At 38.3% G+C, this 13,770-nt stretch carries 10 protein-coding genes and 2 other annotated features; of the genes, 9 read left to right on the top strand and 1 reads right to left on the bottom strand.

What is annotated here, in order from left to right:
* The first annotated feature begins 248 nt into the window (after positions 1-248).
* Positions 249-1,133 carry a C39 family peptidase gene (locus FG390_RS09810; protein ID WP_258311639.1) on the top strand — a complete coding sequence of 295 codons (885 nt, stop codon included), beginning with the start codon at positions 249-251 and terminating at the stop codon, positions 1,131-1,133.
* Positions 1,134-1,251: 118 nt separating this feature from the next.
* Entirely contained in the window at positions 1,252-2,043 is a 792-nt protein-coding gene (locus FG390_RS09805; RefSeq protein ID WP_141190914.1) for an ABC transporter ATP-binding protein, read from the top strand.
* Positions 2,044-2,090: 47 nt separating this feature from the next.
* On the opposite strand, the gene bacA is transcribed toward FG390_RS09805, so the two are convergent.
* Complete coding sequence (bacA, locus tag FG390_RS09800) at positions 2,091-2,894, bottom strand: undecaprenyl-diphosphate phosphatase (protein WP_141190913.1); 804 nt, start codon at positions 2,892-2,894, stop codon at positions 2,091-2,093.
* Positions 2,895-3,503: 609 nt separating this feature from the next.
* Positions 3,504-3,735, top strand: a binding site (T-box leader).
* A gap of 73 nt (positions 3,736-3,808) precedes the next feature.
* Positions 3,809-4,028, top strand: a binding site (T-box leader).
* A 92-nt stretch (positions 4,029-4,120) separates the two neighbouring features.
* Between bacA and argC the strand changes: the two genes are divergently transcribed.
* The 7 genes from argC to argF all read left to right on the top strand — a co-directional run bounded on the left by argC (position 4,121) and on the right by argF (position 13,749).
* On the top strand, positions 4,121-5,158 hold the full coding sequence (argC, locus tag FG390_RS09795) for an N-acetyl-gamma-glutamyl-phosphate reductase (RefSeq protein WP_141190851.1): 1,038 nt from the start codon (positions 4,121-4,123) through the stop codon (positions 5,156-5,158).
* Positions 5,159-5,235: 77 nt separating this feature from the next.
* A complete protein-coding gene (gene argJ, locus FG390_RS09790) occupies positions 5,236-6,459 on the top strand; it encodes a bifunctional ornithine acetyltransferase/N-acetylglutamate synthase (RefSeq protein WP_141190850.1) in 1,224 nt (407 codons plus the stop codon).
* A 13-nt stretch (positions 6,460-6,472) separates the two neighbouring features.
* On the top strand, positions 6,473-7,276 hold the full coding sequence (gene argB / locus FG390_RS09785) for an acetylglutamate kinase (protein ID WP_141190849.1): 804 nt from the start codon (positions 6,473-6,475) through the stop codon (positions 7,274-7,276).
* Complete coding sequence (gene argD, locus FG390_RS09780; RefSeq protein WP_141190848.1) at positions 7,266-8,456, top strand: acetylornithine transaminase; 1,191 nt, start codon at positions 7,266-7,268, stop codon at positions 8,454-8,456. The genes argB and argD overlap by 11 nt, the downstream gene beginning before the upstream one ends.
* A gap of 16 nt (positions 8,457-8,472) precedes the next feature.
* Complete coding sequence (locus FG390_RS09775; protein WP_141190847.1) at positions 8,473-9,558, top strand: carbamoyl phosphate synthase small subunit; 1,086 nt, start codon at positions 8,473-8,475, stop codon at positions 9,556-9,558.
* Complete coding sequence (gene carB / locus FG390_RS09770; protein ID WP_141190846.1) at positions 9,542-12,784, top strand: carbamoyl-phosphate synthase (glutamine-hydrolyzing) large subunit; 3,243 nt, start codon at positions 9,542-9,544, stop codon at positions 12,782-12,784. The genes FG390_RS09775 and carB overlap by 17 nt, the downstream gene beginning before the upstream one ends.
* Before the next feature lie 5 nt (positions 12,785-12,789).
* Complete coding sequence (gene argF, locus FG390_RS09765) at positions 12,790-13,749, top strand: ornithine carbamoyltransferase (RefSeq protein ID WP_141190845.1); 960 nt, start codon at positions 12,790-12,792, stop codon at positions 13,747-13,749.
* The last annotated feature ends 21 nt before the right edge of the window (positions 13,750-13,770 follow it).

Raw genomic sequence — 13,770 nt, 5'->3', positions numbered from 1 at the left:
CATCTATCTCTTGAGAGGATGTCCTTTTTATTTGAGCATTGTTATATCCCGCCTTAACGGCTAGAAAAGACCTCCATCTCAAGATTCTGAGTATCAAAGAAGATAGGTAAGGGGACTAGTTTCGTTCATGATAACTTTATCTTTTACCATAATCCTGCAGAATAATTGGAGAATCGACCGTTTTTCAGCTATATTAAAATGTATAGTACTCTATAATGTTTATGACATAAAGGATGGGGAATGAAAAGATGCTTAGAATGAAATATATGCTTTATATCATCATTGCCCTAATAATCATAGTTATGACTGCATTGCATTTAGATGAGAAAATCACAGATACGAATAAAGTAACACCTCAAAAGAATGCAGCAATTGATGAAAAGAAGCGATCTAAAACGTCAGCTAAGCAAAAAACGTCATCAACCCAAATAGAAAATGAGACGGATTATTCACAAATAAAGTCTGAGGTAGATGAAACAAAAAGTGAGGCGAGGATTGATGCACCACTCATCCGTCAATTACCTGAACTCCCCAATGGATGCGAAGTAACAAGTTTGACGATGCTTTTAAATCAAGCTGGATTAAAGATTAATAAAATGACACTAGCCCGTCAAATAAAAAAAGTTCCGTTTAAAGAGGGCAACTATAACGGAAATCCAAATGAAGGGTTTGTCGGCAATTTATATCATGGAGGGCCGGGGTATGCCGTATACCATGGTCCTGTTTTCCAATTAGCAGAGCGTTATTTAGGAGATCGTGCTGTCGATCTAACAGGAAAGGGGTGGGGTCAAATAGAGGAGCAACTAGCAAGTGGCTCTTCAATTTGGGTTATTAACAATACAAACTTTAATGAGCTCTCTGAAAGTCAATTTGTCACATGGCATACAAAGCAAGGTAATATAAAGATTACATTTAAAGAGCACTCTGTGCTATTAACTGGGTATGATCAGGATTATGTTTATTTCAATGATCCGCTTACAAATACAAAAGATAAAAAAATGAGAAAATCGGCTTTTATAAAAGGATGGAGGCAAATGGGAAGTCAAGCTATCTCCTTTAACTCTAGGCAGAAGCTTGATGAAAAAGCAATGAACAGATACCAGTCTAAGATGGACGACTTAATTAAAAAGTAGTTCAGATCAATTTATCTATCCGAACTTTTTTCAATATCTTTTAATAAAACGTCAAACATGAGAATTTCTTCTTTTGAGTGTATAATTATTCAGAAAATAGAGGGGTGAAGAAAAGTTGATGATTCAAGCAGAAAATGTATCCTATAAGCGTGTAAATAAGGACGTCTTAAAAAATATCTCATGGCAAGTAAAAGAAGGAGAGCATTGGTGCCTTGTTGGTTTGAATGGAGCGGGAAAATCAACTTTATTAAATATGGTGAATGGTTATATTTGGCCAACTGAAGGTTCTATGACTGTACTAAACCAAACATTTGGACAAGTTGACTTACGAAATTTACGACAATCAATTGGATGGGTGAGCTCTTCCTTGCAGCAGCAACTTCATAATGATGAAGTTGTAGAAAATATTGTTTTAAGTGGTAAGTTTGCCACGATCGGATTATATGATGATATTGAAGATAGAGATAGGGAAAAAGCTTATGAATTGATGGGTGAACTACATTGTCATCACTTGGCTAAACGAAGCTACGATACTCTGTCACAAGGAGAGAAACAAAGGGTCATAATTGCACGGGCACTCATGGCAAATCCGAAACTGCTCATCTTAGATGAACCGTGTACAGGGCTTGATATTTTAGCAAGAGAAACCTTGCTTTCCATCATTGAAGGACTAGCGAAGAAACAAGACGCTCCAACTTTAATCTATGTTACTCACCATGTAGAAGAAATATTGCCTTGTTTTAGTCACACCCTTTTGCTAAAGAATGGCACAGTTTTTGATTCTGGAAGAACAGAAGAATTAATGAATGCAGAGTCGTTATCTGCATTCTATGAGAGACCTGTGCATTTAGATAAACAAGATGAACGGTTGTATCTAAGATTAACCCAACCCATAAAAAACAACATATAACCATAAGAAACTCCTCTTGATAAGCTTATCAGAGGAGTTTCTTATGATTAGAATAATAGATAGATAGCAAAGACGGCTGCCAAAATAAATCGATAGATAGCAAAAGGAATTAATTTTACTCGTTGCAATAGTTTTAAGAAGAAAACGATCGCTAATAGAGCCACGATAAAAGCCGTCACAAATCCAACTATAAAAAGAGGTAAGTCGGACATCGATAATGAGTCGATACTTTTGAAAAGATCGAGTCCACTTGCGGCGATCATCATAGGTACCGCAACAAGAAATGAAAATTCGGCTGCTGTTTTATGGTTGAGTCCAGAGATAATACCACCTGAGATTGTGGAGCCTGAACGTGAGAAACCAGACCACAAGGACAGACATTGGAAAAGTCCAACAACAAAAGCTTGTCGATAGGTCATCTGATCCAATGTTTTGCTTTCGACATGTTTTGATTTTTTTTCAGCATAAATCATTAAAATACCACCAGCGACTAAGGCAATAACAACCGTTGTTGGTGAAAATAAATGACTTTTGATAAAATCGTGAAGAAGCAATCCGAGGACAACAGCTGGTATCATAGCCACAATAATATGTATTAAGTTCAAATTACTTGTGTATTTTTCACGATGGTCACGATAAAGACCAAATAAACTCCACAGACGTTTCCAATAGATAACGACGACGGCTAGTATTGAGCCGAGCTGAATGACAATTTCAAATGTCTTGGCTTTATCTCCAGTAAAATGAAGTAAGCTGCCTACTAAAATGAGGTGTCCAGTAGAAGACACGGGTGCGAATTCTGTTAAACCTTCAACAGCACCAAGAATAATAGCAATAAGGATGTCGTGCAAATTATTCACCAACCTTTTTTTAAATGTAACCATGACCTTCTATAAGTGCGTGTTCAAAAAGGTGACAAATGAAAAGGGTTACTGGCTAAGTACACTGGCATCCTGCAAGAAACGCCAATACTAGCCCGTCCTGGGCGTCGGAGGCTAAGAGCTGCGCCGTTGGACTGGCATTCCTCGCGTTGTGGTAGCTTCTGGCGCTAGCCACAGGACGTGAGCGCTTTTAGCTAGAGATCCTCTTGATACACTACATGAGGACCGGAAAAACGAGCGGGCGCCGAGATTTCGCAAGTTATCATTTGGTGACTTTTTGAACAACCTTTATAAGTCATGACTATGACTAAATAAACTTTTAATATCCTAGTTAATTAAACTATTTATCATAAGAAATCATGTTTTCTCTGATAGTGAAAACTTCTTTCAAAAAACACATTCATTATATCATATAGTTAGATTAATAGTTATACGTTAATCGTAATTTAATGTTTTAAAAAGACAGAATGTTATGGATATAATTAATTCGCAAAAAAAATCAACAGAACCTGTTGACTTAAGCATAATATTCTGTATAATTAGCTACACAAAGCAGTATTATTCAACACATATAAGAGTATAAAATCAATGATAAAGAGAGTAATTACACTCTTTTGTAATTAGCGAGCCGGGATGGTGTAAGCCGGTACGAAGATTGTAATGAACCGCACTTTGGAGATATTATCCTAAAGAAAACAATGCTTTTATAGGGATAATCGGGTCGCACCCGTTAATAGCTTAAAGTTGATCCCGAATATTTGGGATAATTAGAGTGGTACCGCGGGTTATGTCAATAACGCTCGTCTCTGTTTTATATAGAGACGGGCGTTTTTTAATTTTAAAAGGAATAAATAATAAATAAACAAATCAATAAAATAGATTGATTAAAATCGATGACAAAGAGAGTAATCGCAATATTTCGTTTTCAGCGAGCTGGGTTGGTGTAAGCCAGTACGTGTATTGAGGTGAACCGCACTTTGGAGATGCTAACTTGAAAGAACATATTTAAGTAGAGTTTAGCCGGGTTGCTACCGTTAAAGCTCGCAAGTTGGTTCCGATTTGGAACAACAAGAGTGGTACCGCGGGTGAATACTCGTCTCTTCATAGGGACGGGTATTTTTTTACCCATAAAAGAGAAAAGAAGACTTTAGAGACTTTAGAGGCAATTGACGTACAGAAAGAGTGGAGGAATAAGCGTGAAAGTAGGAATTGTAGGGGCTAATGGTTACAGTGGATTGGAGCTTATTCGGTTACTGACAAACCATCCAGTTGCTGAAATTGAGATGCTAATCTCTCATTCAACGAGTGGCCAATCTATTAAAACAATTTATCCTCATTTAAAGGATATTTGTGAGATGAAATTAGAAGATCTTACGATAGATGAGATAGCAGGGCGCGTTGAGCTTTTATTTTTTGCAACGCCATCCGGTGTAAGTTCACATTTTATTGCATCACTTATCGATAAAGGCATACCTTGTATAGACTTATCAGGGGATCATCGATTATTAGACCCTGCAACCTACCAAGCATGGTATCACAAGGAACCGGCACCCAAAAAAGCTCTTAATCAAGCTGTCTATGGATTACCAGAGTTTTTCCAAGAAGAAATAAAAGAAGCTCAATTGATAGCGAATCCTGGTTGTTATCCAACCGCAACCTTACTTGGTATCTTGCCAGCACTAAAACAAGGATTTATTGACAAAGATTCTATTATTATTGATGCAAAATCTGGTTTGTCTGGAGCTGGAAGAAGGACCTCATTGATGACCCATTTCGCGGAAACTAATGACAATCTGAAAGCATATAATTTGGGCAGTCATCAACATATACCTGAAATAGAGCAAACACTTAAAAAAGTAACACAATTAGAAGCTAAGGTTACCTTTTCAACACATCTTGTTCCTATGACACGAGGAATTATGTGTACGATTTATGGAAAGGTATTGGGTGGCCTAACAACTGAAGACTTCATTAAAGAATATAAAACATTTTATAGAAATTCACCGTTCGTTCGTATTCGAGAAGTGGGTCAATGGCCAACAACAAAAGATGTATCTGGTTCAAATTATTGCGACATTGGTTTTAATGTGGATGAACGAACGGGCCAAGTTATCATTGTATCGGTTATTGATAATTTAGTTAAAGGCGCAGCTGGTCAAGCAATTCAAAACTTCAATTTGATGAATAATTTAGAACAGCAGACAGGACTTAAACAAGTTCCTATGTATCCATAAATGAGATTGCACGAAAAGTTTTATGACTAGTTTTGGCTTGATGATACGAAATAGATAATAGATTAGGAGGATTGAACATGATTCCAGAGAAAACAGAAACGCTTAAGTATATAAATGAGGGAAGCGTCGACACGCCAAAAGGTTTTCAATCAGGAGGTTTACACTGCGGATTAAAATATAAAAATCTAGATCTGGGTTGGATTTATTCTGAATATCCAGCGGCTGCTGCGGCTGTTTATACAACGAATGTATTCCAAGCAGCACCTCTTTTAGTAACAAAAGATAGCATACAAAATGGTCACATGTTACAGGGGGTTATTGTCAATTCAGGAAATGCCAATGCATGTACTGGTGAAAAAGGCCTGTCAGACGCATATGCGATGCGTAAACTATTTGCAGATCATGTTCATCTTTCTGAAAAACACGTCGGTGTATTATCTACTGGTGTCATCGGCGTTCAGCTACCAATGGATAAAATTGAGAAAGGCATTGAATCGATTAATCTTGAAGATAGTTTTACAGGCTCTTTCGAAAAAGCCATCATTACGACCGATACAATGCCAAAGCATCTAGCGGTTCAAATGGAGATTGACGGCAGGACGGTCACCATTGGTGGTGCTGCTAAAGGATCAGGGATGATTCATCCAAACATGGCAACCATGCTTGGTTTTATAACCACCGATGCAAATATTGACGCTACTTCATTAGACTCCGCGTTAAAAGAAATCACCAATCAAACGTTTAATATGATTACCGTAGATGGCGATACAAGTACGAATGATACGGTCGTTCTTATGGCTAATGGCGCGGCTCAAAATAAAGTGTTATCAAAAGAACATCCTGAATGGTCTACTTTTATAGATGGATTAACCTATGTGTCTGAACAATTAGCTAAAATGATCGCACGTGATGGTGAAGGAGCAACAAAATTAGTTGAAGTTCAAGTTACAGGAGCAAAAGATGATGCCTCAGCGAGAGCCATTAGTAAAACAATCGTTGGTTCTAGTTTAGTGAAAACAGCCATTTACGGAACAGATCCAAACTGGGGACGGATCGTCTGCGCAATTGGATACAGCGGAGAGCCTCTAGATCCGAGTAAAGTGAGTGTTGCACTTGGTGATATCTCCATTTTCGAGAAAGGAGCGCCACTTTCTTATAGTGAGGCTGAAGCAACAACTTATTTAGAACAAGAAAACGTGGTCATCAAAGTCGATCTTGCAGATGGAACAGGAATAGCGACCGCGTGGGGCTGTGATTTAACCTATGACTATGTCAAAATCAATGCCTCATATCGTACATGAGAGGGGAAAAAACATGAAGTATTTGGTCATCAAATGCGGTGGAAGTGTATATGAAACATTACCAACATCTTTTTATAAAAGCATTATTCAAGTAGCCACAGATAGTGAATGGACCCCGATCATCGTACATGGCGGCGGACCCAAAATATCGAAACTATGTGAGCAATTAAATATAGAGTCAACTTTTTATAATGGATTGCGTGTAACATCACAAGAAGTACTGGAAGTAGCAGAAATGGTTCTAAATGGATCGATTAATAAAGAAATTGTAACAAAAATCCACAATGAAGGCGGTAAAGCTATTGGTCTCAGTGGTTTGGATGGTCATCTCTTAGTGGCAGAACCGCTTAAAGGCGGGAAACTCGGCTTTGTCGGAGAGGTGAAGGAAGTCCATGCTTCAATCCTCGCGCAGGTAGCGGAACAAGGATTCATCCCCGTTATCTCACCGATTGCAAGTGATAATGATGGTCAGCATTATAACATAAATGGTGATATGGCTGCTGCAGCCATTGCAGGAGCTTTAGGCGCAAAGCTCTGCTTTGTTAGTAACGTTCCTGGTATTTGGATTGACAAAGATGGTGAACGTACCATTCTTTCAGAGGTATCGGATCTTGAGATAAAAGAGCTTATAAAGAAGAAGATCATTAGCGGAGGTATGGTGCCAAAGGTCATTTCAGCTATTGAAAGTTTACAAAATGATGTGAAAGAAGTTTCTATTATTAGTGGTCATGATGAAGAAAGTATTAAAATCTTAACCAGCGGTGGAAATGTTGGAACAAAAGTTTTCCTTGAGGAGGGAGTAACATATGTTGGATAGTCAAACATCACTTTTATCATCGGTTATGCCGACGTACAAACGGTTTCCAATTGAAATGAAAAAAGGAAAAGGAAGTTATGTGTGGGACGCAGATGGCACAAAGTATTTAGATTTCACTTCAGGGATTGCAACATGTAATCTTGGTCATGTTCCAGATTCGGTAAAGGAAGCCGTTTCTGAACAACTTGAAAACTTATGGCATTGTTCCAACTTATATTATATTCCGAGCCAAGAAAAGCTAGCTCAACTCTTAACGGGGAAAACATGTTTTGATCAAGTGTTTTTCTGTAATAGTGGGGCAGAAGCGAATGAAGCAGCTATTAAATTAGCAAGACGCTATGCGAATAAAATTAAAGGAATCAAAGATCCCACCATCGTGACGTTTACTCATTCTTTTCATGGGAGAACACTTGGAACTTTGACTGCGACAGCCCAAAAGAAAATACAAGATGGTTTCTCGCCTTTAATGCCAGGATTTACGTACTTGCCTTATAACGATTTAGATGCTCTTTCATATCTTGCACACAACAGTCACTGTGCTGGAGTGTTACTAGAACTAGTTCAAGGTGAAGGAGGCGTCATTCCAGCAGATCAAGATTGGGTGAATGAGTTGCATCGGATTTGTAAAGAAAATGACATTCTCTTTATGGTTGATGAAGTTCAATCGGGTGTTGGAAGAACAGGAACACTCTATGCATATGAACAGTACGGAATCGAGCCTGACGTCTTAACTTCAGCCAAAGGATTAGGTTCAGGATTTCCGATTGGAGCGATGCTTGCTAAGTCAGCTGCTGCTAAAGGTTTCGAACCTGGAAGCCATGGCAGTACTTTTGGGGGCAACCCACTGGCAACTACTGCAGGAGTAGCAACACTTGAGACATTTGATAAAGAAGACATCTTATCCAAAAGTAACGAAAATGGAAAATATCTAAGTGAACAATTGAGTGGGTTAAAAGATAAATATAAAAAGCTTATCGTGAGTGTAAGAGGCAAAGGTCTTTTACTCGGGTTAGAAACAGCCATACCAGCCGCTGACGTAGTAACTAAAATGAGAGAAAATCATGTGCTCATTTTAACAGCAGGTGAGAAGGTTGTTCGTATTTTACCGCCTTTGACAACAAATAAAGAGGAAATCGATGCATTCATTCAAACGATGGATCTAGCTTTAAGTCAACTATGAAAAGAGGTGAATCCTGATGGATAAAGGTTATCTGGTATTGGAAACAGGAGACATTTATGAGGGAACTTGGATTGGTTCTCAGGCTAAAGCTTCTGGAGAATTGGTCTTTAACACAAGTATGACAGGCTACCAAGAGATATTAACAGATCCATCCTATGCCGGACAAATTATGACATTTTGTTATCCTTTGATTGGTAATTATGGAGTTAATTCATTGGATAATGAAAGTGCAGCTTTGCATCCAGAAGCAGTCATCATTAGTGATTTGTGCACCATGCCAAGTCATTATTTATCAATTAAAGGGTTCTCTGATCATCTTGATAGCGAAGGCATTCCCGGCCTTTGTGGCATAGATACACGAGCGATAGTGAAGAAAATTCGTAAGCAAGGAACGATGAAGGCGATTATATCGAAAACACCAGATGTACAATTCGATACATCTGTAGATGATGCCACTTCATTAGTACAAACAGTATCTACTAAACAATCTTATACGATTGAAAATGACGGTCTACATGTTGTACTAGTCGATTATGGTTTTAAAAAGTCCATGCTAACGGCTTTAACCGATGCAGGATGTAAGGTGACTGTGGTTCCTTATGATACAACTTTTAATAAGATTAAATCACTAAATCCTGATGGTGTGATGTTTAGTAACGGACCAGACGATCCTGTGAAGCTTGCTCATTTGTTTAAAGAAGTCAAGGCTATCACTAAACATTATCCGTCTTTGGGTATTTGCTTAGGACACCAAATGATTGCATTAAGCTATGGATCCAAAACAGATAAACTCCTTTTTGGACATCGCGGGGCTAATCATCCCGTTAAGGAAGTACTAACTGGTAAGGTATGGATGACTTCTCAAAATCACAGTTACGTGGTTACCGAGGATAGTATTAATGAAGAAATTTTTACTGTGACGTATCGCAATGTGAATGACAAATCCATTGAAGGGTTAAAGCATAACCATTTACCGATTGAAACAGTTCAATTTCATCCTGAAGCCCATCCAGGACCAGATGATACACAACATATTTTTAATCGATTTATTGAATCAATGAAAGCATGCAAGGGAGACCGGACCAATGCCATTACGTACTGACATAAAAAAAATACTTGTTATTGGCTCGGGTCCAATCGTCATTGGGCAAGCAGCCGAGTTTGACTACGCGGGAACGCAGGCTTGTCTAGCTCTTAAAGAAGAGGGTATCGAAGTTATCCTGATAAATAATAATCCAGCGACCATTATGACGGATGAAAAAATCGCTGACAAAATATATATTGAACCACTTACAATTGAAGCAATCGAAGCCATTATAAAAAAAGAAAGACCAGATGGCGTGATTGGAACATTAGGTGGGCAAACAGGATTGAATTTAGCTGTTGAATTATATCAACATCATATTCTTGAAAAATATGAGGTTGAACTTTTAGGCACATCCGTTGATTCGATCCAGCACGGTGAAGACCGAGAGTTATTCAGACAATTGATGATCGATATTCAAGAACCGATACCAGAATCAAAGATCATTCATACTTATGAAGAGGGTTATGAGTTCGTCCAAGAAATTGGCTATCCCGTGATTATTCGTCCAGCCTATACACTTGGTGGATCTGGAGGCGGGTTTGCCAATAATGACAAGGAGCTTGAACTTGTCTTAAAAAGAGGACTTAAGCTTAGTCCCATTCATCAAGTATTAATCGAAAAAAGCATCAAAGGTTGGAAAGAAATTGAATATGAAGTGATGCGGGATGCAAATGATACTTGTATCATTGTTTGTAATATGGAGAATTTAGACCCAGTGGGTGTCCATACGGGGGATTCAATCGTGGTCGCTCCATCTCAAACATTAACAGACGTTCAATATCAAATGTTACGTCACGCTTCATTAAAAATCATTCGATCATTAAAAATTGTCGGTGGTTGTAACATTCAATTTGCTTTAAACCCTGAGTCAAATGAATATGTGATTATCGAAGTTAATCCAAGAGTTAGTCGTTCATCAGCTCTTGCCTCGAAAGCGACAGGTTATCCGATCGCCCGTATCGCTACAAAATGTGCGATTGGTTATCATTTGGATGAAATCATTAATCCTATTACAGGAACAACTTATGCTTCCTTTGAACCTGCGATTGATTATATCGTTGTGAAGCTTCCACGTTTCCCATTTGATAAATTTACTGAAGCAGAAAGAAGCTTAGGTACACAAATGAAGGCTACGGGAGAAGTCATGGCTATCGATCGAACATTCCAGGGGGCTCTAAATAAAGGTCTCCGATCCCTTGAGTCCGGCATCAAGAATTTGACTTATTTTCCTTTCGAAAAAGCATCAGAAGATGAACTTATCTATCATTTAAAAGAAGCAACGGATTTAAGAATCTTTGCTATTGCTGCATTAATGAAAAAAGGATATAAGACCGAAACGATTCATAAAGAAACGAAAATAGACTTTTGGTTTTTAAATAAAATCAAAGATATGGTTGATTTTGAAGGGACTCTTTCAAATAAATCAATAGATGAATTAACAAAAGAGCATTGGCAAATAGCCAAGCAATATAATGTAAGTGATGCCACACTTGCTCGGATTTTTAAAGTAAGTGAAATGGAGATCCGTAAAAAAAGAATCGAATTAGGTATTACGCCAAGCTATAAACTCGTTGATACTTGCGCAGCGGAATTCGAAGCTCAAACACCGTATTATTATTCGACTTGGCTTGGTGAAGATGAGGCGGACGTAAGCCAAGTGCCGAAAATACTAGTCATCGGTTCAGGTCCAATACGAATAGGGCAAGGAATTGAATTCGATTATTGTTCCGTTCAAGCTGCCTTAGCAGTTAAAGAAAAGGGTTATCAAGCGATAGTCATGAATAATAACCCGGAAACAGTAAGTACGGATTATTCAATTGCGGATCGATTATATTTTGAACCGTTGGCTCTCGAAGATATTCTTAATGTAGTCGAAAAAGAAAAAGTAGACGGTGTTCTTGTTCAATTTGGCGGCCAAACAGCCATTAATATAGCCAAAGGATTAGAAGAAGCAGGGGTCAAAATCTTAGGAACATCATTATCTGGTATTGATCAAGTGGAAGATCGGGAGCAATTTTATGAGCTTCTAAGCTCACTTGATATTCCTCATATTAAAGGAGATACCGTTCATGAACTTCAAGGCTTGATTCCAGCAGCTAAAAAACTCGGCTATCCGGTTCTTGTTCGACCATCCTATGTCATTGGTGGCCAATCCATGGTTATCTTTTATAATGAAATGGAGCTAAAACGGTATATTCAGGAGAATAAGGAAGGAATCAGCGCTACTTCTTTTCCGCTTCTTGTTGATCGTTATGAACCAGGACTTGAATGTGAAGTTGATGCCATAAGCGATGGTCACGATTGTTTAATTCCTGGTATCTTTGAACATATTGAAAGAGCGGGCGTTCACTCAGGCGATAGCGTCGCCATTTTTCCATCCTTAACCTTATCAAATAAGCAAAAGGAAACACTTGTTGAGTATACGACGCGTATTTGTCAAAAAGCACAAATAAATGGTCTAATTAATATTCAATTTGTTATCTCGGGTGACGTTGTATATGTTCTAGAAGTGAACCCTCGAGCATCAAGGACGGTTCCTATCATGAGTAAAGTGACAGGTATTCCAATGGTTGAATTAGCTGTTGGCGTTCAATTGGGTGAAACATTGAAAGGACAACACAATGAATTAGGATTATTAGAACCACCTGACCTTTATGCTGTTAAAGCTCCGGTCTTTTCATTCTCAAAACTAAAAGGTGTTGATCCTGTTCTAGGGCCTGAAATGAAATCAACAGGTGAATTACTCGGGCTCGGAAAATCCCCGAATGAAGCTCTGACTAAAGCCTTATTGTTAGGAAAAAACCATCCTTTATTGGACGGTCAAAATGAAGGAAAAACGGTGATTTTTTCAATAAATGATCGTGATAAAGCGGAGTGCCTGCCATACATTCAAATACTCGTGAACAAAGGTTTTAAAATTGCATCAACAATGGGTACGGCTAAGTATTTAGAGGCGCATGATATAGAAGTTAAACGTATTTCAAAAGATCTTGATGAATTGAATCAAAGCTTCGCAGAAGGAGAAATTACGACTGTTTGTAATCTCCCTGTACAAGGAAGAAACCTTTCAACCTTTGGATTTAAACTGCGGGAGATGGCAATAAGATACCAAGTTCCATTGTATACGGCAATAGATACGCTCAATCAAGTTTTATCTTTAACTAATACGAATGAAGCCACGCGCGTCCTGTCACTGGAAGAATATAAGAAAGAAAAATTGATGATAAATCACGGAGAGTGAAACAGATGCTAAAAGTGAATGAGATAAAAGAAACGAAAAAGAAAGACTTTCTTACAATAGCCGAATATTCCCCGGAAGAAATTCAACATTTGTTAAATGAAGCCGTTCAAATGAAAGCATTACAGAAAAAAGGGATTCCACATCCTTATTTAAGCGGAAAGGTCCTGGGGATGATTTTTGAAAAATCATCCACCCGGACACGTGTTTCTTTTGAAGTAGGGATGATTCAACTTGGTGGTCAAGCCATTTTCTTAAGTAATAAGGATATTCAGCTAGGCCGAGGAGAAACGATTGCTGATACGGCAAAAGTACTCTCTAGGTATGTTGATGGCCTGATGATTAGGACATTCGGACACAATATTGTCGAAGAGTTTGCAGAAAATGCCGATATCCCGATTATCAATGGATTAACGGATACGCATCATCCAGCTCAAGTTTTGGCGGATCTTCTGACCATTTATGAGCACAAAGGTAAATTAAAGGGACTCAAAATGTGCTATGTTGGAGACGGTAATAATAATATGTGTCATTCCCTTCTTGAAGGAGCGGCAAGTTGCGGCATGCATATTTCAACGGCCTCTCCGGAGGGATTTGAGCCATTAAGCCGTATCGTTCAGGGAGCAAAACAAATCGCTGAGAAAACAGGAAGTGTTATCTCTATCGGGAATGATCCGATTGAAGCAGCAAAAGATGCAGATGTGATTGTTACGGATGTTTGGACAAGTATGGGCCAAGAAGCTGAAGCAGAAGAACGGTTAAATAAATTCAAGGCTTACCAAGTAAATGAAGAATTATGTTCATTTGCAAAAGATGATTTTATTTTTCTGCATTGCCTACCTGCTCATCGGGAGGAAGAAGTGACGGCAAATATCATTGACGGGCCTCATTCGGTTGTTTTTGATGAAGCAGAAAATCGTGTACATGCTCAAAAAGCGATCCTTAAAGTATTGATGGAAAGCAAATAATTTAAAATTTTTTTATTAAAT

The organism is Terrilactibacillus laevilacticus (genome assembly GCF_006517395.1).
Lineage (GTDB): Bacteria > Bacillota > Bacilli > Bacillales > Sporolactobacillaceae > Terrilactibacillus > Terrilactibacillus laevilacticus.
Note: the sequence above shows the minus strand (reverse complement) of the source record. Positions and strands in the feature narration are given on the sequence as shown.

Coding starts and splice junctions, on each gene's coding strand:
- FG390_RS09810 (WP_258311639.1), top strand. CDS start 249: ATGCTTAGAATGAAATATATGCTTTATATCATCATTGCCCTAATAATC.
- FG390_RS09805 (WP_141190914.1), top strand. CDS start 1,252: ATGATTCAAGCAGAAAATGTATCCTATAAGCGTGTAAATAAGGACGTC.
- argJ (WP_141190850.1), top strand. CDS start 5,236: ATGATTCCAGAGAAAACAGAAACGCTTAAGTATATAAATGAGGGAAGC.
- argB (WP_141190849.1), top strand. CDS start 6,473: ATGAAGTATTTGGTCATCAAATGCGGTGGAAGTGTATATGAAACATTA.
- argD (WP_141190848.1), top strand. CDS start 7,266: ATGTTGGATAGTCAAACATCACTTTTATCATCGGTTATGCCGACGTAC.
- FG390_RS09775 (WP_141190847.1), top strand. CDS start 8,473: ATGGATAAAGGTTATCTGGTATTGGAAACAGGAGACATTTATGAGGGA.
- carB (WP_141190846.1), top strand. CDS start 9,542: ATGCCATTACGTACTGACATAAAAAAAATACTTGTTATTGGCTCGGGT.
- argF (WP_141190845.1), top strand. CDS start 12,790: ATGCTAAAAGTGAATGAGATAAAAGAAACGAAAAAGAAAGACTTTCTT.